Source organism: Streptomyces sp. NBC_00193, from assembly GCF_026342735.1.
Taxonomy (GTDB): domain Bacteria; phylum Actinomycetota; class Actinomycetes; order Streptomycetales; family Streptomycetaceae; genus Streptomyces; species Streptomyces stoeckheimensis.
Genome location: NZ_JAPEMM010000001.1, coordinates 6,034,179 through 6,057,996, shown reverse-complemented (window position 1 = coordinate 6,057,996; position 23,818 = coordinate 6,034,179). Strand labels below are relative to the sequence as shown.

General features: G+C 74.2%; 26 protein-coding genes. 12 read left to right on the top strand and 14 right to left on the bottom strand.

The features are described 5' to 3' along the window. Positions 1-226 precede the first annotated feature (226 nt). Positions 227-1,036, top strand: a complete 810-nt coding sequence (locus OG898_RS27185) for a serine protease (protein ID WP_266959795.1) — start codon at positions 227-229, stop codon at positions 1,034-1,036. Here the strand turns inward: OG898_RS27185 and OG898_RS27180 are convergent. The 6 genes from OG898_RS27180 to OG898_RS27155 form a co-directional block, all read right to left on the bottom strand. Next, positions 1,009-1,500 carry an NUDIX domain-containing protein gene (locus tag OG898_RS27180; RefSeq protein ID WP_250738957.1) on the bottom strand — a complete coding sequence of 164 codons (492 nt, stop codon included), beginning with the start codon at positions 1,498-1,500 and terminating at the stop codon, positions 1,009-1,011. The two genes, OG898_RS27185 and OG898_RS27180, sit on opposite strands and share 28 nt — an antisense overlap. Before the next feature lie 9 nt (positions 1,501-1,509). Next, positions 1,510-3,129 carry an apolipoprotein N-acyltransferase gene (gene lnt / locus OG898_RS27175; RefSeq protein ID WP_266959791.1) on the bottom strand — a complete coding sequence of 540 codons (1,620 nt, stop codon included), beginning with the start codon at positions 3,127-3,129 and terminating at the stop codon, positions 1,510-1,512. Between the two features lie 40 nt (positions 3,130-3,169). Then, positions 3,170-3,685, bottom strand: a complete 516-nt coding sequence (locus tag OG898_RS27170) for a hypothetical protein (RefSeq protein WP_266959789.1) — start codon at positions 3,683-3,685, stop codon at positions 3,170-3,172. 138 nt (positions 3,686-3,823) lie between these two features. Then, positions 3,824-4,375, bottom strand: a complete 552-nt coding sequence (locus OG898_RS27165; protein ID WP_266959788.1) for a hypothetical protein — start codon at positions 4,373-4,375, stop codon at positions 3,824-3,826. Continuing rightward, positions 4,372-4,722 (bottom strand): hypothetical protein, encoded by a 351-nt coding sequence (locus OG898_RS27160; protein WP_266959786.1) that lies wholly within the window; start codon positions 4,720-4,722, stop codon positions 4,372-4,374. The genes OG898_RS27165 and OG898_RS27160 overlap by 4 nt, the downstream gene beginning before the upstream one ends. A 70-nt stretch (positions 4,723-4,792) precedes the next feature. Further along, on the bottom strand, positions 4,793-5,512 hold the full coding sequence (locus OG898_RS27155; protein WP_266959784.1) for a DJ-1/PfpI family protein: 720 nt from the start codon (positions 5,510-5,512) through the stop codon (positions 4,793-4,795). A gap of 223 nt (positions 5,513-5,735) precedes the next feature. Here OG898_RS27155 and OG898_RS27150 point away from each other — a divergent pair, with 223 nt between their 5' ends. Further along, complete coding sequence (locus OG898_RS27150; protein ID WP_250738946.1) at positions 5,736-6,674, top strand: GlxA family transcriptional regulator; 939 nt, start codon at positions 5,736-5,738, stop codon at positions 6,672-6,674. A 66-nt stretch (positions 6,675-6,740) separates the two neighbouring features. On the opposite strand, the gene OG898_RS27145 is transcribed toward OG898_RS27150, so the two are convergent. Further along, a complete protein-coding gene (locus OG898_RS27145; RefSeq protein ID WP_250738945.1) occupies positions 6,741-7,559 on the bottom strand; it encodes a glutamate racemase in 819 nt (272 codons plus the stop codon). A gap of 206 nt (positions 7,560-7,765) precedes the next feature. On the opposite strand from OG898_RS27145, the gene OG898_RS27140 reads away from it, so the two are divergent. The 5 genes from OG898_RS27140 to OG898_RS27120 all read left to right on the top strand — a co-directional run bounded on the left by OG898_RS27140 (position 7,766) and on the right by OG898_RS27120 (position 14,168). Then, positions 7,766-8,941 carry a glycosyltransferase gene (locus OG898_RS27140; protein WP_250738943.1) on the top strand — a complete coding sequence of 392 codons (1,176 nt, stop codon included), beginning with the start codon at positions 7,766-7,768 and terminating at the stop codon, positions 8,939-8,941. Positions 8,942-9,198: 257 nt separating this feature from the next. Next, positions 9,199-9,804 (top strand): DUF6643 family protein, encoded by a 606-nt coding sequence (locus OG898_RS27135; protein WP_250738941.1) that lies wholly within the window; start codon positions 9,199-9,201, stop codon positions 9,802-9,804. Between the two features lie 72 nt (positions 9,805-9,876). Next, on the top strand, positions 9,877-10,701 hold the full coding sequence (locus OG898_RS27130) for an MOSC domain-containing protein (RefSeq protein WP_250738939.1): 825 nt from the start codon (positions 9,877-9,879) through the stop codon (positions 10,699-10,701). A 278-nt stretch (positions 10,702-10,979) separates the two neighbouring features. Then, positions 10,980-11,591, top strand: a complete 612-nt coding sequence (locus OG898_RS27125) for a hypothetical protein (RefSeq protein WP_266959780.1) — start codon at positions 10,980-10,982, stop codon at positions 11,589-11,591. Positions 11,592-11,696: 105 nt separating this feature from the next. After that, positions 11,697-14,168, top strand: coding sequence for a right-handed parallel beta-helix repeat-containing protein (locus tag OG898_RS27120; RefSeq protein ID WP_266959778.1), 2,472 nt, complete (start codon positions 11,697-11,699; stop codon positions 14,166-14,168). Positions 14,169-14,223: 55 nt separating this feature from the next. Here the strand turns inward: OG898_RS27120 and OG898_RS27115 are convergent, their stop codons facing one another. Next, positions 14,224-14,736 (bottom strand): GNAT family N-acetyltransferase, encoded by a 513-nt coding sequence (locus tag OG898_RS27115; protein WP_250738929.1) that lies wholly within the window; start codon positions 14,734-14,736, stop codon positions 14,224-14,226. A 114-nt stretch (positions 14,737-14,850) separates the two neighbouring features. On the opposite strand from OG898_RS27115, the gene OG898_RS27110 reads away from it, so the two are divergent. Next, entirely contained in the window at positions 14,851-15,342 is a 492-nt protein-coding gene (locus OG898_RS27110) for an SRPBCC family protein (protein ID WP_266959776.1), read from the top strand. On the opposite strand, the gene OG898_RS27105 is transcribed toward OG898_RS27110, so the two are convergent. From OG898_RS27105 to OG898_RS27095, 3 genes are all read right to left on the bottom strand, one after another. Beyond that, the gene (locus OG898_RS27105; protein WP_266959774.1) at positions 15,336-16,040 is read right to left on the bottom strand and encodes a hypothetical protein; all 705 of its coding nucleotides are present in this window, start codon (positions 16,038-16,040) and stop codon (positions 15,336-15,338) included. The two genes, OG898_RS27110 and OG898_RS27105, sit on opposite strands and share 7 nt — an antisense overlap. A 104-nt stretch (positions 16,041-16,144) precedes the next feature. Further along, entirely contained in the window at positions 16,145-16,849 is a 705-nt protein-coding gene (locus OG898_RS27100; RefSeq protein ID WP_266959772.1) for a hypothetical protein, read from the bottom strand. Positions 16,850-16,937: 88 nt separating this feature from the next. Continuing rightward, positions 16,938-18,065 (bottom strand): PLP-dependent cysteine synthase family protein, encoded by a 1,128-nt coding sequence (locus OG898_RS27095; RefSeq protein WP_250738923.1) that lies wholly within the window; start codon positions 18,063-18,065, stop codon positions 16,938-16,940. A gap of 238 nt (positions 18,066-18,303) precedes the next feature. On the opposite strand from OG898_RS27095, the gene OG898_RS27090 reads away from it, so the two are divergent. Beyond that, a complete protein-coding gene (locus tag OG898_RS27090; RefSeq protein ID WP_266959770.1) occupies positions 18,304-18,981 on the top strand; it encodes an ATP-binding protein in 678 nt (225 codons plus the stop codon). Positions 18,982-19,021: 40 nt separating this feature from the next. Here OG898_RS27090 and OG898_RS27085 read toward each other — a convergent pair whose 3' ends face one another. After that, entirely contained in the window at positions 19,022-20,440 is a 1,419-nt protein-coding gene (locus OG898_RS27085) for an ROK family transcriptional regulator (protein ID WP_266959768.1), read from the bottom strand. 43 nt (positions 20,441-20,483) lie between these two features. Further along, positions 20,484-21,203, bottom strand: a complete 720-nt coding sequence (locus tag OG898_RS27080) for an alpha-ketoglutarate-dependent dioxygenase AlkB (protein ID WP_266959767.1) — start codon at positions 21,201-21,203, stop codon at positions 20,484-20,486. Positions 21,204-21,248: 45 nt separating this feature from the next. Between OG898_RS27080 and OG898_RS27075 the strand changes: the two genes are divergently transcribed. From OG898_RS27075 to OG898_RS27065, 3 genes are all read left to right on the top strand, one after another. Then, a complete protein-coding gene (locus tag OG898_RS27075; protein ID WP_266959766.1) occupies positions 21,249-22,004 on the top strand; it encodes a maleylpyruvate isomerase family mycothiol-dependent enzyme in 756 nt (251 codons plus the stop codon). A 67-nt stretch (positions 22,005-22,071) separates the two neighbouring features. Then, positions 22,072-22,323: a DUF6332 family protein gene (locus OG898_RS27070; RefSeq protein WP_266959764.1), complete on the top strand. Its 252-nt coding sequence runs from the start codon at positions 22,072-22,074 to the stop codon at positions 22,321-22,323. Between the two features lie 28 nt (positions 22,324-22,351). Continuing rightward, positions 22,352-22,756 (top strand): glyoxalase/bleomycin resistance/dioxygenase family protein, encoded by a 405-nt coding sequence (locus OG898_RS27065; RefSeq protein ID WP_266959762.1) that lies wholly within the window; start codon positions 22,352-22,354, stop codon positions 22,754-22,756. Here the strand turns inward: OG898_RS27065 and OG898_RS27060 are convergent. Beyond that, positions 22,742-23,719: a spherulation-specific family 4 protein gene (locus OG898_RS27060; protein WP_250738913.1), complete on the bottom strand. Its 978-nt coding sequence runs from the start codon at positions 23,717-23,719 to the stop codon at positions 22,742-22,744. The genes OG898_RS27065 and OG898_RS27060 overlap by 15 nt on opposite strands. Positions 23,720-23,818: the final 99 nt, after the last annotated feature.

Sequence of the window (23,818 nt, the reverse complement as noted above, 5' to 3'; positions counted from 1 at the left end):
CCGACTACCTCATGTCCCCGCGCCCGCGGCCAACGGGCAGCGCCCATCCGGTCGCCGGACCCGCGCGGCCGGCGTGCCCGTACCCCGGGCGGGCCCGTACGGCCGGCGGGCCCTGCGCCGGTCTCGTCGCGGGACTGCGGGCGTGGCCGGGCGCGGACGGTGATTCACAGGGGATTCATATCGATTCCCCGGCCCCGGTCACAGGTTCCCCCGCGAGGCTCGGAGCATGATCCAGTGCCTCCCCTCCCGACCGGACCGCCGCTCCCGCGCCCGTGCCCGTGGCCGGCGCGCTGCACGGATCCTGCTCGCCCTGGCCGCCATGACGGCCCTCCTCAGCGTCGACGTCCCCGACGCGTCGGCCGAACCGCCGCTCGGCGTCACGGTCACGGCCGCGGCCGACGGGACGGCCGGGCGGGTCGGAGCGCTGTTCGCGGGCGGCCTCGACGGCGGCCACTTCTGCACGGCTTCCGTGGTGCGCAGCCAGGACCGGGACGTGATCGTCACCGCCGCGCACTGCCTGGGCAGCCCGGGCACCACCGTCTTCGCCCCGGGCTACCGCGACGGCGAGGCCCCGTACGGTCTGTGGAAGCTGACCGGCACGTACGTGGCTCCGGGCTGGGCGGACGGCGAGGACCCCGACGAGGACATCGCCTTCGCGACGGTGACCCCGGTGGACGGCGGGCAGGCGGACGGCGGGCAGGCGGACGGCCGGCGGATCGAGGACGTGGTCGGGGGCTTCCCGGTCGCCGCGCAGCAGCCGGCCGACGCCACGGTGTCCGTCGTGGGCTACCCGAGCGGCGACGAGTCCCCGCTGTACTGCGCCAACACGACGACCCTGTTCTCCGAGACCCAGCGCCGCATCGAGTGCCCGGACCTCAGCGGCGGCACCAGTGGCAGCCCCTGGCTCGTCGACGGCGCCCTGGCGGGCGTCCTCGGGGGTCACGAGGGCGGCGGGACCGTGCCGGAGGTCTCGTACAGCGCGGTGATGGGCGACCAGGCGGTGGAGCTCTACCGCGAGGCGTCCGACAACGGCTGAGCGAACCAGGTCGGCTCGTCCTTCAGCGCCTGGCGGATCCGGTCCACCGCGAAGGACTCCAGCGGCTCCGGCAGCGCGTCCGGTGCGAACCAGGCCACCTCCAGCGACTCGTTGTCGTTGACCCGCGCCTCCCCGCCCGTGGCCCGGCAGCGGAAGGTGATGTCCTGGAACTGGCAGACGTCCCCGTTCGGGTAGGTGATCGGCGGGAGCATCTGCACCAGCACCACCCGGTCCGGTACGCACCGCACCGCCGTCTCCTCGTACACCTCGCGCACCGCCGTGTCGGCCGGCTGCTCCCCCGGCTCCGCGATCCCGCCGACCACCGACCAGCGGCCGGTGTCGGCGCGCCGGCCCAGCAGGACCCGCCCCCGGTCGTCTACGACGACGGCGGTCACCCCGGGCAGCAGCAGCAACTGGTGCCCGGCGGTGGCGCGCAGGGTGCGGATGAAGTCAGGTGTGGTCATTCCCCGACCCTACGAGGCCCTGCGCATCCGGCGTGCGAACGACCAGCCGAGTCCGGCCGCGGCCACGGCGAGCAGGAGGTACTCGGCGAGCGGGCCGAAGCGGGTGGCCGGGGTCTGCGTGGAGCGCAGCGGGATCTCCGCGACCAGGGCGTCGGCGGTGAACATCTTCGTCTGCTGCACGATCTCGCCGTCGGGGCGGATCACGGCGCTGACCCCGCTGGTGACGGGCACCAGGACCGTCCGGCTGTGCTCCACGGCCCGCACCCGGTCCATGGCGAGCTGCTGGTAGGTCATCTCGGTGCGGCCGAAGGTGGCGTTGTTGCTGGGCACGGCGATGACCTGGGCTCCGGCCTGGACGGTGGAGCGGACGGCGTCGTCGAAGGCGGCCTCGTAGCAGGTGACCATGCCGACCCCGCTGCCCGCCATGTCGAAGACCCCGGGCTCCTTGCCGGGGCCGAAGTCGCGCCGCACCCGGTCCACGTCGGAGCTGAAGAGCCGGACGAAGGAGCGCATCGGGATGCGCTCCCCGAAGGGCTGGATCTTGCGCTTGTCATAGGTGTCGACGGGGCCCTTGACCGGGTCCCACAGGATCATCGTGTTGCGCAGCGGGCCGGTCTCCGGTGCCAGCACGGAGCCGATGGCGACGGGAACCCCGATGGTCTTGACCGCGTTGTCGATGACGGCGTAGGCGTCGGGCTCGGCGTACGGGTCGATGTCGGAGGAGTTCTCCGGCCAGACGACGAAGTCCGGTTTCGCGACCTTGCCGAGCTTGACGTCCTCGGCGAGCTGGATGGTGCGGTTGGCGTGGTTGTCCAGGACCTGGCGGCGCTGGGCGTTGAAGTCGAATCCGGCGCGCGGGACGTTGCCCTGGATGACGGCGGCCGTCACGGTGCCGTCCTCGGCGGCGTCCGAGACGAGCGGCCGGGCGGCCAGCGCCCCGGCGAGCGGGACGGCCACGGCGGTGGCGGCGAGCAGTGCGGCGGTGGCCCGGCGGGTGTCGGCGCCGACGCGCACCACCTCGTACAGCCCGAATCCGCACAGGGCCACGGCGAAGGAGAGCAGCGGGGTGCCGCCGAGCGCGGCCAGCGGCAGGAAGACCCCGTCGGGCTGGCCGAAGGCGAGCTTGCCCCAGGGGAAACCGCCGAAGGGGGCCCGGGCGCGCAGCGCCTCGCCGGCGATCCAGACGGCGGCGCCCCACAGCGGCCAGCCGGGGAGCCGGCTGACCAGGGCGATGCCGAGGGTGGTGAGGCCGATCAGCAGGGATTCGAGGGTGACGAGCGCCAGCCACGGCACCGGGCCGACGCCCTCGCCGGTCCAGACGAGCAGCGGCAGCAGGAAGCCGAGGCCGTGCAGCACGCCGAGGCCGAAACCGGCCCGCGCGCGGCGCCCGTACAGGCACCAGCCGAGCAGGGCGAGGGCGAGGGGGGCCAGCCACCACAGGGTGCGGGGCGGGAAGCTGAGGTAGAGGAGCACTCCGGAGAGGACGGCGCACGCGGGCCGCGCGAGCCGGCCGGCCCACCGCCGCACGGGCGACCCCGCCACGGGCTCGGTCACCGGCCCCTGCCCTTGGTCGTTCCCGGCATCGTTCCCGGCATCGTTCCCGGCCGCGCGGGTCGCACTGCTGCTCATCTGGCGGAGTGTACGTCCCCTCGCTGTGCCGGTGGCGGAGTCAGTGGGCCAGGGCACGCAGATGGGTGCGGATCACACGGACCGCGTTCTCCGCGTCGTCGACCGTGACGGTGAACAGCTTGCCGTCGCCGAGCCGCAGCTCCAGGCCCTCGCCGCGCCGGACGATGACGGCCGTCCCGCGCTCGGGGCGCCAGCGGTAGCCCCAGCCGCCCCACTGCTGGGGGGTGATCCGGGGCAGGTACTCGGCGGCCTCCACCTCCGTGAGCCGGATCCTGCGGCGCGGCAGCCCGATGTGCCCGCAGCGCACCTCGACGGCCTCGGCGTCGACGGTGACGGCGGCGTGCACGAAGGCGAGGGTGCCGAAGAGGATGAGCAGGCCCGCGGCCAGACAGCCGACCACCGCCATGAGCAGCGCGACGATACCGGCGCCCCAGGAGTGGTCGACGGCGATCTCGATCCCGAGCGCCAGAAAGGCCGCACCGGCTCCGGCGAGCAGCCACTGCACACGGTTGGAGGCCCGGCCCGTCCAGAGCGGCCCCGGCGGGTGACCCGTCATGTGTAGCAGCGTACTCACGTTCCACAGGGCCGCCACCGACCCTCTTGGGCCGTACGGCCCACGTGCACGCACCTGCCGGCAGACCGACGGGGGGTGCCTCCGCCGCCCGGGAGGCGTAGACCCCGGGCGGCGGAGCCGTCAGGCGCCCGTGGTGGAGCCCGGGCGGATGATCATCAGGACGGTCACGGTGGCCCACAGCAGGTTGAAGACCCCGGTGAGCATCGCGAGGCGGGCGGCGGACCGGGCGGCGGGAGCGGGGCCGGGAGCGGGAGCGGGTCCCGGCTCCGGATCCTGCTCCGGCTCCGGCTCCGACCCCGGCTCCTGCAGGGCGGTGAGGGCGGCGTCCTGGCCCGGGAGGATCAGCAGGGCGAGGACGGCGGCCGCTGCCGTGGTCAGCACGATCGAGGCGATCAGCCACCCGCTGCCGAGGACTCCCAGGCTGCGGGCCGTGAAGAACCCGAGGACGGGAACCGCGGTGCCGACGGCCGCGTAGACACGGCACACGCGGTGCAGGAGCCGCAGGTTCGCGAGGGCGTCGCGGTCGCCCGGGGCACCGGCAGCCGACGCACCGGCATCCGCTGCGCCCGTGGCGCGGCGCAGCGCCGCGGGGAACATGCTCGCGGCGACGGCGACCGGCCCGATGGCCAGAACGGCGGCGAGGACGTGCAGGGAGAGGAAGAGCTTCGTCACGGGCGCGGCTCCCCGTCCGTCCGGACGCCGGTGGCGCGGCGCCGGCCCGTGACCTTGGAGGCCGGGAGGCGGCCGGCCTTGGAGGTCCCGGCCAGGGCGTCGCCGGTCACCGTCACGGCGAAGGCCAGGTTCAGGCGCATCGGCTTGGTGACCGCCTGCTTCCAGGTGAGGCGGTAGCCGTCGCCGTCGGGGGCGCAGGTGAGGGTGAGGTCGCCGAGGGGGACCTCCTCCCCCGCCCCGCGGGCGATCCCGGTCAGGACGCCGTCCTGGCGCAGGAGCTCGACGACGGCGTTGATCCAGCCGATCGGCGTGGAGACGGTCAGGTCCCAGATTCCTTCAACGGACATGCTGTGGTTCTTTCGTAGAGGTGCGGGGCGGGGGATGGGATGGGGGTACCGGGTGCAGGGGGTGCGCCGGTCAGAAGCCGGCGGGGACCGGGCCCCGCTCGCGCCAGACGGTGCCGCGGCGTTCGTGGGCGAACAGTTCCTCCACGGCCTGCGCGATCCTCGGACCCACCTCCCGCTCCAGCAGGTACAGGCCCAGGTCGAGCCCGGAGGTGACACCGGCGCCGGTGACGAGGTCCCCGTCGTCGACGAGGCGGGCGCGCACGGCGTGGACGCCGGTGGCGTCGAGCACGTCCAGGCCCAGATGGTGGGTGGTGGCGTGGCGGCCCTCCAGCAGGCCGGCCATGGCCAGGACGAGCGAGCCGCCGCACACCGCGGCGACCGTCATCCGCGGGTTGGCCATCGCCGCCCCGAGCAGCGCGGGGAGCTCGGTGGTCAGGGTGCGCCCGATCAGGACGGGGATGAACTCGTCCTGCCGCCACTGCCCCTCGCCCGCGCCCGGGTCCAGGTCCTGGTCCGGGTCCGGGTCCGCGTCCGGGACCTCGCCGGGTTCCCCGACACGGCCCGAGGCGCCGGGGACCAGGACCAGGCCCGCACGGCCGGGGTCCAGGGTGCCCGTGGCGCGCAGCACCAGGCCCCCGGTGCCGCTGACCACCTCGCGCGGCCCTTCGGCGGAGACCAGCTCCACGCTCACCGCGCCGCCGGATGCGGTGCCCCCGGCGTGGAGGACCTCGTAGGGGGCGATGACGTCGAGGGGATCGAAGCCGTCGAACAGGACGATCTGGGCGTGCATGAAGGGTTCCTCCGCGTGCGGCGGCCCGGTCCGTGCCGATCCGGGCTCGCCCTCGACGCTATGGGTCCCGTGCACCCTGCCCCAGTGGCATTAATGACACCTTCCAACGGGATAACGCCATGGCCCTCATTCCGGCTCGCAGACACCCCCGACCTGCGCGAAGATGCGGTCCGAGGATCACACGGCCCATCCGGTCAGCCCGGCAACCGGGTATGTTCCGGCCATGCACACTGTCGCCGTCCTCGCCCTGGACCGGGTGATCCCCTTCGATCTGGCCACCCCGATCGAGGTCTTCAGCCGTACCCGCCTGCCGGACGGCCGCCCGGGCTACCAGATCCGGGTGTGCGCCGAGCAGCCGGAGGTCGACGCGGGTTCCTTCAGCCTGCGCGCACCGTGGGGGCTGGACGGACTCCGGGGCGCGGACACGATCATCGTGCCCGGTACCGACGTACCCACGGCCCCGCTCGCCCCCGCCGTCCGCGCCGCGCTGCTGGCGGCGGCCGAGCAGGGCACGCGCATCGCCTCCGTCTGCTCGGGGACGTTCCCGCTGGCCGCCACCGGGCTGCTGAACGGCCTGCGGGCGACGACCCATTGGATGGCGGCCGATCTGCTCGCCGCCACCTACCCGGACATCGAGGTCGACCCGGACGTCCTGTACGTCGACAACGGCCGGATCCTCACCTCGGCCGGCGCCGCCGCGGGCCTGGACCTGTGCCTGCACATGATCCGCAAGGACTACGGCTCGGCGGTCGCCGCCGACGCGGCCCGGCTGTCCGTCATGCCCCTGGAGCGGGAGGGCGGGCAGGCGCAGTTCATCGTGCACGACCACGTTCCCACCCCGCGGGGTTCCGTGCTGGAACCCCTGCTCGCCTGGCTGCAGGAGAACCTGGCCTCCGAGCTCACGCTCGCCGACATCGCGGCCCGCGCCGGAACCAGCACCCGGACCCTGATCCGCCACTTCCGCGACCAGACCGGCAGCACCCCGCTGCAGTGGCTCCACCGCGCCCGCATCCGCCAGGCGCAGCACCTCCTGGAGACCACGCAGCATTCCGTCGAACGCATCGGCGCCCAGGTCGGCTTCGGTTCGCCGACCGCCTTCCGCGACCGCTTCAAGCGCACCACCGGGGTCAGCCCCCACGCCTACCGCCGCGCGTTCAGCTGAGGTCCGCTCCCTCGGGGGTCCGCGCCCCCTGAGGTCCGCGCCCCCTGAGGTCCGCGCCCCCTGAGGTCAGCCCGAGACGGATCCTCCGGCCGCTGCCCCCACGCCGGCGCCCCGCCCGGTCAGCAGGCGGCCTTCGGCGTACTTGAGCGCGGCCCCGGGGAGCGTGCCGGGGCGGCCGCTGAGCAGGACGGTCAGGCCGCCGGTGTACGGCAGGCCGGGCTCCGGGCGGGCGCCGAGCCGGCGCAGGGCCTGGACGGCGACGGGCTCGGCGGAGCCGTGGAAGACGTACGCGCCACCGCCGGTGCGCCGGTCGAGCGCGGCCCGGATGGGGGCCTCGACCAGCTCGTAGTGGGTGCAGCCGAGCACCACGTCGGTGACGTCGGCCGGGGTCAGCGCGGCGGCCGCGGCGACGGTCCGTACGACGGCGGCCTCGTCGCCGGACTCGACGGCGTCGGCCAGACCCGGGCAGGGCACCTCGGTGACGCGCGCCCCGTCGGCGAAGTCGCGGATCAGGCCGCGCTGGTAGGGGCTGCCGGTGGTGGCGGGGGTGGCCCAGATGGCCACGCGCCCTCCGGCGGCCGCGGCGGGCTTGATCGCCGGTACGGTCCCGATGACCGGGATCGACGGCTCCAGCTCGGCGCGCAGCGCGGGCAGGGCGTGTACGGAAGCGGTGTTGCAGGCGACGATCAGCGCGTCCGGCCGGTGCGCGGCGGCGGCCCGCGCCACGGTGAGGGCCCGCCCGGTGAGGTCCTGCGGAGTCCTCGGACCCCAGGGCATCCCGTCGGGGTCGCTGGACAGCACCAGCTCCGCGTCCGGCCGCAGCCGCCGCAGCGCGGCGGCCGCCGCGAGGAGGCCGATACCGGAGTCCATGAGGGCGATCTTCACTTGGTCACCTTAATCGATCCCCCCGCTCCCCCCGGGGCAACGGGCCCGGCCGACCCCCCGCCCGACGGCGAACCGGCACCCGGCGACCGCGCTCCCGCCCGTGGGGGTGTCCGTGCAGCCGCACCCGTGGCCCCCGCCCCGATCCGGACCGCCGAACCCCGGTGTCCCGGCACCCCCCGTGGTGCCGCTCCCGGCAGACTGCCGGGATGGGTTACCTCCTCGTCGCCGCGTGCGCCTCGCTCGTCGTCTGGCTCTGGCTCACCCTCGGCCAAGGCATGTTCTGGCGGACCGATACGCGCCTGCCCGCGCGGCACGCCCCCGCCCGCTGGCCGTCCGTCGCGATCGTGGTCCCGGCCCGGGACGAGGCCGGGGTGCTGCCGCACAGCCTGCCCTCGCTCCTCGCGCAGGACTATCCCGGCGAGGCCGAGGTCGTCCTGGTCGACGACGGCAGTACGGACGGCACGGCCGGCCTCGCCCGGCGGCTCGCCGACGCGCACCCCGGCGGGCTGCCCCTGACGGTCCTCTCCCCCGGCGAGCCCGGCGCGGGCTGGACCGGCAAGCTCTGGGCGCTGCGCCACGGCATCGCCCACGCCCGCTCCGGCGCGGGCCCCGTCCCCGACTACCTCCTCCTCACCGACGCCGACATCGCCCACGCGCCCGACAGCCTGCGCGAGCTGGTCTGCGCCGCGACGGCGGCCGACCTCGACCTGGTGTCCCAGATGGCCCGGCTGCGTGCCGTCAGCGTCTGGGAGCGGCTGATCGTTCCTGCCTTCGTGTACTTCTTCGCCCAGCTGTACCCCTTCCGCTGGATCAACCGCCCCGCAGCCCGCACCGCGGCCGCCGCCGGCGGGTGCGTCCTGCTGCGCACCGAGGCGGCCGTGCGGGCCGGGGTTCCGGAGTCGATCCGGCAGGCCGTCATCGACGACGTCTCGCTCGCCCGGGCGGTCCAGCGCACCGGCGGGCGGATCTGGCTCGGCCTCGCGGAGCGGGTGGACAGCGTGCGCCCGTACAGCTCCCTCGCGGACCTGTGGCGGATGGTCTCCCGCAGCGCCTACGCGCAACTGCGCCACCACCCCGCCCTGCTGGCCGGGACGGTGGCCGGGCTGGTCCTGGTGTACCTCGTGCCGCCGGCCGCGCTCCTCGCGGGACTGGCCTCCGGCCGGCCCGCCGTCGCCTGGGCCGGCGGCCTGGCCTGGCTGCTGATGGCCGGCACGTACTTGCCGATGCTGCGCTACTACCGCCAGCCGGCGGCCCTCGCACCGCTGCTCCCGCTGACCGCGCTGCTCTACCTCCTGATGACCGTCGACTCGGCCGTACAGCACTACCGCGGGCGCGGAGCCGCGTGGAAGGGCCGTACATATGCCCGCCCCGGCGACGCCTGAAACCGGACTCCGCCCTTCGACTTCACGTCGTCCGAGGTCACGGGGTTGTGACGCCTCGTCAGCGCTGAGCCGGCGCCGGATTCGTGCAACACCCAACCGGTGAGTACGAGTAGGAGCAAGACGGGGCGGAAGTGACCAAAACGTGCACGTGAACGTGAAGTGAAAGCTGTGGCCCTGACCTGCGAATATGCAGGTCAGGGCGGTGTTGACGGCACCTCGCTATGGACCCGGTGAAGTCGTGGGCTTAACTTAGGTCCATGACCTCCCCCCGCTCCACTTATGGCGGCGGTTACTACTCCGCGCCCTCCTTCCCGGACACCCCTATCTACGACTCCCTCGTCGCCGAACGCGGCACCCCGCAGATCGCCCCGATCCGCGTCCCCGCCGCCTACGACTCGCCGAGCGCCGGCTACTCGAGCGGTGGGTACCTCCCGGCCCTCGCGTCCGCGCTCCCCGCACTGCCGGCGGCGCTGCCGCCCGCCCGCCCGCAACAACAACCGGCCCCGGCGTACGGGTACCCGTACCAGCAGCAGGCCGCGCCCCAGCAGGCGCCGCACATGCAGCAGATGCAGCAGATGGCCCCGATGCCGCAGCCCATGTCGATGTCGATGCCGATGCCGCTCCAGCAGGCGCCGGTGCCGTACGTTCCGCAGCAGCCGCAGCCGCAGCCGTTCGCGGCCCGCACGGGTTACGTTCCGCAGCCCCAGCCGCAGCAGCCCCGCCCGGTCGCCACGGGCGCCGGGTACGAGGCGATGCGCCCGGTCGCGCCGCGTCCGATGCAGGCGCAGCCCGCGCCCGTCCCGGCCGCCTCGTTCGAGGACCCGTACGGACGTCCGTACCAGCCGCAGGGACGCGGTTACTGACCGCCACGGCCGGCCGGCCCTCTTCGACGAGGTCGCCGCGGAGTCCGTGAGGACGGCTGGCAGTATTTCCCCATGGTGAATCTGCGTGTCCAGGCGCTCCACGTCCATCCCGTCAAATCGGTGGCGGGGACGGCACCCGACGAGGTGGCCGTGGAGCCCTGGGGTCTGTCCGGCGACCGCAGGTGGGCGGTGGTGGACGGGGAGGGCACGGTCATCACCCAACGCCAGCAGCCGAGGCTGGCCTTGGCACGGGCCCGTCCGCTGGGGGGCGGCGGGTTCGAGGTCTCGGCGCCGGGCATGGCGGATCTGACGGTGGAGGTCCCGGAGCGGGGTCCGCTGGAGCCGGTGATCCTCTTCGGCAAGAAGATCGACACCGTTGCGGCGGCGCAAGCCGCCGCCGACTGGTTCACCGCATACCTGGGCGTACCGGCACACCTGGTGCACCTGGACGACCCGGCCGTACGCCGGCCGGTCGATCCCGCGTACGCGCTGCCCGGCGAGACCGTGAGCCTCGCCGACGGCTATCCGCTGCTGATCACCACCCTCGCCTCGCTGGACGCGCTCAACGTGCTGATCGCGCAGGGATCCCATCCCGGCGAGGGCCCCCTCCCGATGAACCGGTTCCGCCCGAACGTGGTGGTGTCCGGAGCGGAGGCATGGGCCGAGGACGGCTGGGAGCGCGTCGCGATCGGCGACGCCGTCTTCCGCGGGGCGCGCGAGTGCGGACGCTGTGTCGTGACGACCACCGACCAGACCACGGCGATCCGCGGCAAGGAGCCGCTCCAGACCCTGGCCAGGCACCGGCGGATCGGGAAGTCGCTGGCCTTCGGCCGGCTGCTGGTGCCGGTGCGGCTGGGGACGCTGCGGGTCGGCGACGAGGTGCGCGTCCTGGCGTGAGGACGTCCGCAGCCCCACCGGGGGCCGCGGAGCCGCCGGGGGCCGAGAAGTCGGGAAGCCGCCGGAGGGCCGGTGGGACCACCCGGAATGACACCTTCGAGCGGCTCTCGCGTCCCCCTGGAACCAACCGCCACCGCCTGCCCGTTGGAACATTCGGGACGTGAGCACCGGATCGGGTGACACACGTCTCGCGCGTCCCGGAATGCGGGTGGCCGGGGCATGCGGGAGGCTGGGACGGCAGGCAGGCGCAGACTGGCACAAGTAGGGGGAGCCGGACCGTGCGGACAGCAATGGGAGTGTGGCGCTGGCGGCGCAATCCGCTGCGCCGCCAGACGGATCTATTCGAGGCCTGGATGGCCTTCGCGGCGCTGCTGTGCGTCCTGTTGGTGGCTCCGGCCATCGGCTGGGCCGCCGGCGTGCGGGTGGACGGCACGCTGCAGCGGGCCGCGCGCGAACAGCGGGAGGAGCGCCATCTCGTACCGGCGGTGGTGGTCCGGCCGACCCCGGATCCGCTCCTCGGTGCGGCCACCGATCCGGCGGCGCAGCGCCAGACCCCGCAGCGCACGCAGATCGTCGCGTCGTGGACGGCGCCCGACGGCAGCAACCACCAGGGGACGGTGCCGGCCGCGGAGGAACCGCCGCATCCCGGCGACCGGTTCCGGATATGGACCGATACGCACGGCCGGCTCGTCGGACAGCCCCTCGACCCCTCCTCCGCCAGTTTCCACGCGGTCGTGGCGGGGCTCGCGGCGGCCCTGGGCATCGCCGCGCTCGTCGAGACGCTTCGCCGTCTGGTCGTACGAAGGCTCATGCATCGGCGGTACATCCGGCTGGACCGCGCGTGGGCCGCGGCGGGGCCGGACTGGGGCCGGGCGGATGCGGGCAGCTGACCTGGCAACTCACCGGCCCCGCGCGCGCTACGGTGGAGCGCCGGAGCCGCAGCTCCGGCGGGCAGGCGGACTTACGGAACACGAGGGTGGGGGCACGACAGCACCATGGCTCAGGGCACGGTCCAGGTGACGCACGGCGGTTCCTCGCGGTGGCGTCGCCGCTCCGGTGATTATCCGACGCTGACCGCCGCGCTGGCCGTGGCGGGCGACGGCGACGTCCTGTCCATCGCGCCGGGCACGTACCGGGAGAATCTGGTGCTGCACCACGCCGTGACCCTGCGCGGTCCGGAGGGCTCGCTGGGTTCGGTGCGGATCGCACCGCTCGACGGGGTCGCGCTGACCGTCCGCGCCTCGGCCGTCATCCAGGACATCCACCTGGAGGGCCAGGACCCCACGGCGCCCGCGCTCCTCGTCGAGGACGGTTCCCCCGAGCTCACCGACCTGCGGGTGAGCACCCGGTCGGCGGCCGGCATCGAGGTCCGCGGGAGCGGTGCGCGGCCGCTGGTGCGGCGCTGCACGGTGGAGAATCCGGCCGGGATCGGGATCGCCGTACTGGACGGCGGCGGCGGGGTGTTCGCCGACTGCGAGGTGGTGGCCGCCGGCCAGACCGGGGTGTCCGTGCGCGGCGGTGGCCGCCCCCGGCTGGAGCGCTGCCGGATCCACCACGCCACGGGCGCCGGCATCGCCGTGACCGGGGACGGCTCGGGCCTGGAGGCGCTGGGCTGCGAGGTCTACGAGATCAAGGGCGCCGGGGTGCAGATCGCCGCCCGGGCCACGGCCGTGCTCACCGACTGCGCGGTCCACCGCACCTCGGCCGACGGGGTCACCCTCGACACGGACGCCGTGCTCACGCTCGCCGGCTGCGACATCCACGACATCCCCGAGAACGCGGTGGACCTGCGCTCCCGCTCGGTGCTCACGCTCAGCCGCACCAGCGTCCGCCGTTTCGGCCGCAACGGCCTGTCCGTGTGGGATCCGGGGACCCGCGTCGTCGCCGACTCCTGCGAGATCCACGACAGCACCGGCGACTATCCGGCCGTCTGGATCAGCGACGGAGCCGGGGTCTCGCTGGACTCCTGCCGGGTGCACGACGTACCGGACGCGCTGTTCGTCCTGGACCGGGGTTCGCGCGTGGACGTCGTGGACAGCGACATCTCCCAAGTGCGCAACACCGCCGTCTCGGTGAGCGACGGGGCGACGGCCCAGCTGGACGACTGCCGGATCCGGGAGGCGGCGACGGGGGCCTGGTTCCGCGACCACGGCAGCGGCGGCACCCTCGCCAACTGCTCCATCGACTCCGTCCAGACCGGCGTGATCGTCACCAAGGGCGCGGATCCCACGCTGGAGCGGTGCACGGTCACCTCCCCCTCCGAAGCCGGCTTCTACGTGTCCGCCGGCGGGCGCGGCACCTTCACGGCGTGCCGGGTCACCGGCAGCGCCGGCTTCGGTTTCCACGTCATCGACGGCTGCCGCACCGCCCTGCACCGCTGCCACACCGAGCGCTGCGCGCGCGGGGGCTACGAGTTCGCGGAGGACGGCCCGGTCGCCGAGGACTGCACGAGCGACGAGTCCGGACCGCGCCTCGCCGCCCGGTCCGCCTCCGGCGCGGGCGCCGGGTCCGGTGCGGGCGTGGCGGCGGCCGGGGAGCGTACGGGGATCCGTACGGTGTCGGCGGCGCCGGGCCCCGCGGCGGTGGGCACGGCCGAGCGGGTGCCGGCCCAGCGGCCGGCCGACGAACCGGACTCCGGCCCGACCGGGCAGCCCGCGGCCCGTGGTTCGGCCGAAGTGCTGGGGCACCTCGACGCGCTGGTCGGACTGGACAGCGTCAAGCGCGAGGTCCGCGCGCTCACCGACATGATCGAGGTGGGCCGGCGCCGCCTGCAGGCGGGGCTCAAGGCCGCCTCGGTCCGCCGCCACCTGGTCTTCACCGGCTCCCCCGGTACCGGCAAGACCACCGTGGCCCGGTTGTACGGGGAGATCCTGGCCTCCCTCGGGGTGCTGGAGCGCGGCCACCTCGTGGAGGTGTCCCGGGTCGACCTGGTCGGCGAGCACATCGGGTCCACCGCGATCCGCACCCAGGAGGCCTTCGACCGGGCGCGCGGCGGGGTGCTGTTCATCGACGAGGCGTACGCGCTGGCGCCCGAGGACTCGGGCCGTGACTTCGGGCGCGAGGCGATCGACACCCTGGTGAAGCTGATGGAGGACCACCGGGACGCGGTGGTGGTGATCGTCGCCGGGTACACGGCGGAGATGGACCGCTTCCTCACCGTGAACCCGGGGGTGGCCTCCCGCTTCTCCCGGACCATCACCTTCGGGGACTACGGGCCCGAGGAGCTGCTGCGGATCGTGGAACAGCAGGCCGAGGAGCACGAGTACCTGCTCGGCGAGAAGACCTCCGACGCCCTGCTGACATATTTCACCGACCTGCCCAAGGGGCCCGCCTTCGGCAACGGCCGCACCGCACGCCAGACCTTCGAGTCGATGGTCGAGCGGCACGCGGGGCGGGTCGCGCAGTTGTCGGAGCCGAGCAAGGACGATCTCACCCTGCTGTACCCGGCGGACCTCCCGGACCTGTGACCCTGACCGCGGGCCCCGCCGGCCGCGGGCCCCGCACGCACGCTCACACCCGCCTTCACACGTCCCGGCGCATGCACACCCGGGGCCAGCGGTCGAGCCCGTGCACGGCCTCACGGTCGCGGATGTCGCGCAGGCCGGGCCCGAGGCCGCTCTCGTCCAGGGTCCGGAATCCGCACCGGGCGTAGTACGGGGCGTTCCACGGCACGTCGGTGAAGGTGGTCAGGGTCAGTGCGGCAGCGCCTTCCGCCCGGGCCCGCTCCGCGAGGTGCTCCAGCAGGGACCGTCCGATGCGGCGGTGAGCCCAGTGCGGATGCACCGACACCTGCTCGACGTGGAGGTTCCCGTCGACCCGGTCGGCGAGGAGATAGCCCACCGGGGTGCCCGCCCCGGTGCCTTCGGCCGCGACCCAGGCCAGGCCGGCCCGCCGGTAGCCGAGGAGTTCCTCCAGCGGAAGCGGCTCGTCGTCGGCGATCTCCGGCATGCCGATGGTCCGGAAGCATTCACCGGAGGCCCGCTCGATCTCCTGCAGGAGGGACAGCTCGTCGGTGTGTGCTGCTCTGATAAGCATGTACGGCATTGTCCCGCGCCTGCCGACCCCGCGGCGGACAACTGACGGACCGACAGCTAAGGTGACAGCCCGCCGGATGCCACCGTCCGTCCGCCGAACCGAGGGAGTGCCGCCATGCACCGCCTACTCCGCCCCGTAGGACTGGACTTCATCGAAGTCGCCCCCACCCGCCTGGTCTTCGCCGGCCGTGCCACGGCGGCTCCCGAGGAGGTGTACCGGGCGCTGGCCGAGGAGGTCGAGGGCTGGCCGAGCTGGTTCCGGGCCGTCACCGGGGCCCGCCCCATGGACGGCGGCGCCGGGCGCGCGATCAGGCTGGCGGGCGGGGTCCGGTTCGAGGAGACGATCATGGCCGCGGATCCGGAGCGACGCTACGCGTACCGGGTCGACAAGACCAACGCCCCCGGCATACAGGCCCTGCTGGAGGAGTGGCGCCTGACCCCCTCCGGCTCCGGCACCCACGTCCAGTGGACCTTCGCCGCCGACGGCCCGCCCACCGTCCGCCTCGCCCTCGCCGCGGCCCGGCCGGCCCTCGGCCACTCGTTCCGCTCGGCGGTCCGCGCACTGGACCTGCGACTGGCGGCCCGGCGGCGGGGGTCGGATCAGTAGGACCCGTCCGGCCGGAGGGCTACGTGCAGATCGACCGCCGGGTGAGTGTCGGCCAGGTCTCCGTACCCCCCGGCCGTCCACACCCGCACACGGAACTCCTGGAGCGTCAGCGCCGCGGACTCCCCCTCGAAGTGCGCTCGGGCGCAGCGCCCGCAGTACCAGCCCCGGGCCCAGAGCCGCTCGGCGGCGGCCAGGCCGGGCTCCGTCCGCGCGCGGTACGCCCGGTTGGCCCGGGCCACGCCCGCGAAGAGGAGGACGGCGCCCAGCAGGGCGATCGCGGCGATCACGCCGAGGAAGAAGAGACCGGGCTCCGGTCCGGAGGCGGGCTCGTCCCATCCGGGGTACGGATATACGGGCCCGGACTCGCCCGTGCTCCCGGCGAACCAGTGCCCGGCCAGCGAGCCGGCCAGGAACGTGCCGACCGCCACCAGTACGAGGAACGCACCCAGACATCCCCGCCCCTGGACCCGTGGTGCGGGCGGGGCCGGCGCCAGCGCACGGGCCAGCCGCGAGACCACCTCCCGGGTGACCGCGTGCCGCTGGTCCCCCGTGCCGCTCTCCGTGCGGACGTGCCGGTGGCCCTCGAGGAACACCGCCTGGACCGCACGCAGTTGGTCGGCCTGGCGGCAGTGGGGGCACGCGCGGGGCGCGCCCGCCCCCGCGTCCCGCTCCGGCCTGTTGTACTCGATGCCCGCCATGGTTCCCCCCGAGGCCGCGCCGTGATCGAAGTCCGGACAGCGTAAGCAGCCGGCGCTGCCGTGCCTACGGGGTTGTCGCCACGGGCCCGCCGGGCCGCCACGGTTCAGACCGCGGGGTGCCGCACCGCCAGGTCCCCGTAGCCGCCCGCCGACCAGACGCGGGTCCGGAACTCCTGCAGGGACAGGGCCCGTTCGCCCGCGAAGTGGACCGTGCCGCAACGGCCGCAGTACCAGCCGTCCGCCCAGACGCGGTCGGCGGCCACCCGGCCCGGTTCGGTCCGGCGGCGCCAGGTCCGTACGGCCCGGCCCGACAGGGCGAGGAGGACGATGCCGACGAGCAGCAGGGCCGCACCGATCCAGACCAGGTAGGTCGAGGGCTGGTCGACCGTGAAGGGGGCGTCATCGGTCCCGTAGAGGCGCGGGAACGTACTGCCGTCCTCGAACCACTTCCCCTCGATCGCACTCCAGACGAAGGCGCCGACCGAGGCGAGAAACAGCAGTACCCCGATACAGCCCGCGGTGCCGCTGTCCGGCTCGTCGGGAGCGACCGCCAGGGCCTTGGCCAGTTCCGAGTTCTCCTCGCGGGTCGTGACGATCTCGTCCTCGCCGCCACCACGCTCCACCCGCATCTTCGCCTTGGAGCGCAGGTACGCGGCGGACACGCCGAGCACCTGGTCCTCCCGGCCGCACCGGGGACAGGTCAACGGCCCTGCGCCGCCCGCGCCTTCACCACCCGTACCGCTGCCGCTGCTCCCGGAACCGTCGCCGCCGCTGCCGTCGCCGCCGCCGCTGCCCGCGTTCTCCGCCATCGCTCCCCGCCCCGCCCCGCACTGCCCGACCCGTGCCCGAAGTCAGCACAGCGTAGCCAGCGACCCCGGTCCCGGACAGGGAAACGTTTCAGCCGACGGGCTCGCTCCACACGCCGGTCGCCAGCATGGTGTCGAGCGTCCGCGCGTACGGGGTGATGTCGAGCCCCTGCTCCGCCAGCCACGCGTCGGAGTAGTACTTGTCGAGGTAGCGCTCGCCCCCGTCGCAGAGCAGGGTCACGACGCTGCCCGTGCGGCCCTCCGCCACCATCTCCGAGATGATCTTCAGCGCGCTCCAGACCCCGGTGCCGGTGGAGCCGCCGGCCTTGCGGCCGATCACCCGCTCCAGCGCACGGCACGCGGCGACGCTCGCGGCGTCCGGGACCCGCATCATCCGGTCGATGGCACCGGGGACGAAGCTCGGCTCCATCCGGGGGCGGCCGATGCCCTCGATGCGCGAGCCGCAATCGCTCGTGGCGTGCGCGTCGCCCCGGGTCCAGCCGTCGAAGAAGCAGGAGTTCTCCGGATCCGGGACGCAGATGCGGGTGTCGTGCTGCATGTAGTGCACGTAGCGGGCGATCGTCGCGGAGGTGCCGCCGGTTCCGGCCGTGGCCACGATCCAGGTGGGCTCGGGGTAACGCTCCAACCGCAGCTGCTGGTACATCGATTCGGCGATGTTGTTGTTGCCGCGCCAGTCCGTCGCCCGCTCCGCGTACGTGAACTGGTCCATGTAGTGGCCGCCGGTGCGGGCGGCGAGCTCGGCCGACTCCTCGTACATCTTCATCGAGTCGTCGACGAAGTGACATTCGCCGCCGTGGAACTCGATGAGCCGGCACTTCTCGGGGCTCGTCGTCCGCGGCATGACGGCGATGAACGGGACGCCGATCAGCTTGGCGAAGTACGCCTCCGAGACGGCGGTGGAACCGGACGAGGCCTCGATGACGGGGCGGCCGGGGCGGATCCAGCCGTTGCAGAGGGCGTAGAGGAACAGGGAGCGGGCGAGACGGTGCTTGAGGGAGCCCGTCGGGTGGGTGGACTCGTCCTTGAGGTAGAGGTCGATGCCCCAGGCCTCGGGGAGCGGGAAGCGCAGCAGGTGGGTGTCGGCCGAGCGGTTCGCGTCCGCCTGCACCTTGCGGACGGCCTCTTTCAGCCACGCGCGGTAGTCCGCGTCGCTGCGGTCGACGTCGATGGTCGTGGCGGTCGTCCCGGTGGTGCTCATGCGCCGTGCTCCTTCGTACTTCCCGATGTCCCGAGTCCTGGGACGGCCCGGCGCCTCTTCGCCTCGCTCCGCCCGCTTTCGCAATGTACCCCCCTCACCTGCACAAACGGTCACTTTGGGTATCCATGCGGATGCCTTTCGATCGCGTTCGGTTGCACACAGGCCCACAGTGGGTGACCCTGGGGAGGCGTCACCGAGGGTGCAGCACCCGTAACACTGATGTCGGGGAGTCGCAGCCGTGATCAGTCATTCCCGCAGGCACTGCGTCGTCGAACTGCAGGCCCTGCCCTTGCGGATCGGACAGATCCGCCGAATCGTTTCAGCGCAACTGCGCCACTGGCAGCTCGATCCGCTCATAGACCGGGCTGCGCTCGGCGTGACGGAGCTGCTCAGCAACGTCCACCGCCATGCGCAGCCGGACAAGACGTGCACCGTCGAGATCGAGCTCCGACTCGGCCGGCTGACCGTCTCCGTCTACGACAGCGACCCCCGCCTCCCGATGCTCCGGCACTCCGGGGACTGCGGGTCCACAGGAGACCGTGGATCCTCCGGGTCCGACGCGGCCTCTGTGCCCGCCGGGTCCACCCGCCCCGTGGGCGGTTCCCCGGTCGACGCCCTGGAGACCTCCGGCCGCGGGCTCGCGCTCGTGGAGGCCCTCAGCGAGGCGTGGGGCGCCCGGCAGCAGGAGGACTGCCCGGGAAAGGTGGTGTGGTTCTCCCTGCGCGCCGCCCCCGGACCGGCCGCACCGGAACGCCACCCGGTGCTCCTGGCCGAGCGCCCGGCGCTCCTGCCCGGGAAGAAGCCCGAGAAGAAGGCCGTACGGGACCCCGCGCCGGCCCCGCCCGTCGCCGCACCCCCCGAGCCGGTCTCCGCCGGCCTGTCGGTGACCGCCTCGGTCGGCGCCCGGCCCGGGTAGCCTCCGGCCGCAGCAGCCGCCCGGAGGGGTCGTCGAGCCGTCAGGCCGCCGTGCCCAGGGTCCCGAGGGGGTCGTCCAGCACCGGCTGCCACGCCAGCTCGGCGGCGCCGACCAGGCTGTTGTGGTCGAGCGTGCACGGCAGGATCGGCACGCCGCCGCTGCGGCCCCACAGGCTGCGGTCCGCGACCACCGCGCGCAGCCGCTCGGGGTCGGCGTAGAGCAGCTCCCGGTGCAGTCCGCCCAGGATGATCCGGTCCGGGTTCAGGATGTTGACCAGGCCCGCGAGGCCCAGGCCGAGCCGGTCGATGAGCTCCTCGGTTGCGGCCCGCACTCCCGGGTCCGCCGACTCCTCGCGGAGCAGGTCACGGGCCTGCTGGAGCAGGGACACCTCGGGGCCCGGAGTGCGCCCGGCGGCGGTGAGGAAGGCCAGCGGGTCGGCCTCCACGTCGAGGCAGCCGCGGCTGCCGCAGTGGCAGGCCCGCCCCTCGGGGTTGACGGTGAGGTGGCCGACCTCCAGGGCCAGGCCCGAACTCCCGCTGTGCAGACGGCCGTCCAGGACGAGCGCCCCGCCGACCCCGCGGTGCCCGGTGGCCACGCACAGCAGGTGCTGCGCGCTGCGGCCGGCACCGTGCCGGTGCTCGGCGAGCGCGGCGAGGTTCACGTCGTTGCCGGTCAGCGCCGGGCCGTCGATGCCGGCCTCCTTCACGCAGTCGGCGAAGATGGCCCGCACGGGGGAACCGGCGGGCCAGGCCAGGTGCAGCGGGTTCAGCGCCGTGCCCTCCGGCTCCGCGACCGCCGAGGGCACCGCGAGGCCGGCGCCGATGCAGCGACGGCCGGTCTGTGCGAGCAGCGCGGCCCCGGCTTCGACGACCGCGCCGAGGACCTGCGCCGGGTCGGCCGACACGGGCACCCTGCCGGGAGCCGTGGCGACGATCCGGCCGCCGAGCCCGACCAGGGCGGCCCGGAACCCGTCCGAGTGCACCTGCGCGGCCAGGGCCACCGGGCCGTTCTCGTCCACGGAGAGCCGGTGCGAGGGGCGGCCCTGGGTTCCGCCGGCCCCGCCGGGGCGGGAGTCCACGCGGATCAGGCCGAGTGCCTCCAGCTCGGCGGCGACGGCTCCGGCGGTGGCGCGGGTGACACCGAGCTCGGCCGTCAGGACCGCGCGGGTCGGGGCCCGGCCGGTGTGGACGAGCTCCAGCGCCGGCCCGAGCGCGCCACGGCCCCGCTCCAGCTTGGTCCGTGCGGAGCCGGCTGCCGCGGACGCGGAGGCCGACGCCGAAGCCGAAGCCGAGGTCGAAGCGGAGGCCGAAGCCGAGGTGGAGGTCGAGGCCCTGTCGGATCCCTCGGCCGTGCCGGCCCCTTCGACCCCGCCCGTCCCTTCCGCTCCGCCCGTCCCGTCCGTCCCAGCGGACACCGTGGTCACATCCCCCACCCGCCGCGGGGCCCCGTTGCCGTTCATGACAGCGATCCTCGCATGATCGGAGGGTCGAGGACGCCGCCCGCTAGCCGAGCCCGCCGACCCTGAGTGTGATGTTCAGCCGCCCGGTCAGCCCGAGGCCCGGCGGAGCGGTGCCGGGCAGGACTTTCGGCACCCCGTGAAAGGCCCGTCGGACGGGTCCGCCGAAGACGAACAGATCCCCGCTGCGCAGCTCAACGTCCCGATACGGACGCCCGCGCGAGGCGGTGTTGCCGAAGCGGAAGAGGCAGGAATCACCCAGGCTCAGCGAGACCACCGGGGCCTCCGAGCGCTCCTCGCCGTCCCGGTGCATGCCCATGCGGGAGTCGCCCTCGTAGAAGTTGACCAAGGCGATGTCGTACGCGACCCCCGGACCCGGAGCCTGCCCGTACGCGGCGGCCACGGCGCTGCGGCCCAGTCGTGCGAGCCAGTCGGGCATCGCCTTGACCGGCGTACCGTCCCCGTCGACGGCGGTGGGCGCATATCCGTACGGGTACCAGTGCAGCCCCAGGCACACCTGCCGGGCGCTCATCGTCCCCCCGCCCGGCGTGCGCACCGTACGCAGCCCGGCGGGCGGCCGGGCCCATTCCCGGCAGGCCTCCACCAACTCCCGCTGCCGCCCGGGCCCCAGCCAGTCGGGCACGTGCACGGCCCCGGGCACGATCTCGGCCCGCTCGCGCGGGAAGAGCTCGCCGGCCGGGTGCTGCGTGTCCGGGTGCTCCACGCCCTCCGCCACCTGCTCCGCCACCTCCTCCGTGACCTCCATCATCCTTCGTTGTGCGTCCCCGCGGGCGGCTGCGAGACTCCTGGCATGGAGATCATCAGCTATGTGAAGACCGTGGCCCGCGAGGGTGAGCAGCTCGCCGACATCGCCGAACGGGCCGGTACGGACGCCCTGGTGCCCACCTGTCCGCAGTGGCGGGTCGCGGATCTGCTGCGCCACACGGGCTCCGTGCACCGCTGGGCCACCGGGTACGTGGCGCAGGGACTGACCGAGCGGGCGCCGTTCCCGGAGGCGCCGGAGCTGGTGGGCGCGGAACTGCTGGCCTGGTTCCGCGAGGGGCACGCGACGCTGGTGCGGACCCTTTCCGGGACCTCGGCCGACGCGCACTGCTGGACCTTCCTGCCGACCGCGCCGCCTTCGCCGCTGGCCTTCTGGGCGCGGCGCCAGGCGCACGAGACCACCGTGCACCGGATGGACGCGGAGGCCGCGCTGGGCGTGCCCTTCGGGGCGGTGGACCCCGGCTTCGCGGAGGACGGGGTGGACGAGCTGCTGACCGGGTTCCACGCGCGGCCGCAGAGCCGGGTCCGGACGGCGGAGCCGCGGGTGCTCCGGGTACGGGCCTCCGACACCGGCGCGGTGTGGACCGTACACCTGTCGCCGGAGCCCGCGCGCACGGTGCGCGGAGACGCCCACGGCACGGACGGCGCGGAGGCGGACTGCACCCTGACGGGCGAGGCCTCCTGGCTCTACTCGGCCCTGTGGAACCGCCTGCCGCTCACCGGACCGGGCGTGACGGGCGACGCGGAACTGGCCCGGCTCTGGGCGGACACGGCCGGAATCTGACCCCCGGGCACGGCGGGACGCCGTGGCGCCCTTGTCGGGACACGGCTCGGGCGGCGAGACTGCGCCCATGGAGCGACGTAGTCAGGCCGACCGGGACGCGATCACCATCGAGATCGCGTACGCCTTCGTCAGTGGCGTCTTCGCGGCAGGACTGGTCTTCGCGGCGCTGTACGCCCCCGCCCTGGCCTTCGATCTCTCCCCCACGACCGGCCGGATCCTGGCGACGGTGGGCGGCGCCCTGGCCGCGACGGTGTTCCTCCTCCGGATCGCCCACGTCCTGTGGCGCTTCGCCCGCCGCCCCGAGAACGACGGCCGATAGGGCCCGGGGCGCTTCTCCAGTGGACCGCATGGATTCCCCGGCCGTACGGCCCGCCCCGCCGACGCAGAGCGTCGTCGTCCCCGACCGTGAGGGACGGGCGTCCACGGCCCGGGTCTCGCTCCTGGTGCTGTACACGCCGCGGTTGGAGGACTGCCGCCGGTTCTACGCGGACCTGGGCCTGGCGTTCACCGCGGAACGCCACGGCCGCGGGCCGGACCACTACGCGGCCGTCCTCCCGGACGGCATGGTCCGCGAGCTCTATCCCGCCGGCGACGACCGGCTCACGGGCGTCCTGCGGCTGGGGCTGGCCGTGGACGCGTCCGCGGCGCGTCCGCCGCTCGCCCCGGGGCGCCACCGGCTCGTGGACCCCGACGGCCGGACCGTCGAGATCACCGCCGTCGGGCGGACGGAGTGCGGCTCAGCCCAGGGTTGAGGCGTACGAGGTCTGGGCGCGGTACTTCCAACCGGGCTGCGCGTCCCAGGGGTTCGGCATCTGCGCGCTGGTCGCGTAGGCGTAGCCCGCGCCGCGTTCGAAGGCCGTGCGGAGCGTCGCGCGCATCGCGGAGGCGTCCGGGACGTCGTGCACGAGGTGCCAGAACGCGGTGCCGCTCGGGTCGAGTTCGGCGCCGGAGCGGTAGCCGGTGAGTGCGTTGAAGACGTTGCCGCCGAGCCAGCCGGCGCCCGTGTGGGCCGCGTACGTGTCCTCGAAGGTGACGAAGACGTCGGCGGTGCGGCGGCCGGGCTCCAGGTAGCAGTCGGCAATGGCCGTACCGGGGTTGTTGACGACCAGGTCGGACGTGCCGGGGGCCACGGCTTCCATGGTGTCCTGCACGTAGCGGCGGAGCTCCGCGTAGTGGTCGCGGGTGGCGTTGGCCGGGCCGCAGTCGCGGCTGACCACGTCGAAGAAGATGCCGTCCACGTGGAGGCGGCCGTCGGGAGTCTTGAGGTAGTTGTCCACGGAGGCCTTCACGGCGGCGATGTCGCGGTTGCCGTGGTCGGTGTGGACGTAGCCGAGCACCTTGGTCTTCTCGCCGGTGGCGGTGGTGCCGGTGCGCAGGACGTCGGCGCGGGCCCGCCAGGGGGCGTCGAACGGGGAGTCGCCGTTGCCCGGGTTGAGGACCACGACCGAGGCGGCCGGGCTGGTGGCGGTGAGATCGACGAGCATCGGGTCGTCGGCCCATACGTAGGCCGGGACGGCTATCTCCAGGCCCCGTACGCCGGCCGCCCGGGGCGTCGGTCTCACCGCGGGGGTCGGGGCCGGGGCGAGAGCCGGGGTGCGGTCCCCGGCCTGGGCGCGGCTCGGCTCCGAACTCGCCGACGCGGTGACGGCCGGCGCCGGCGCGGCCAGTAAGAGGGTGGCCAGGATGGCGTAAACGGCCTTCGCGGCGCGGGTCATGACGGCTCCTCGGGGCGGCGGCGGGGCGGCGGCAGGACGACGCCGGGGCGATGGCCGGGCGCCGGGAACGGCAACCGGGACAGGACCCGACCCCGGCCC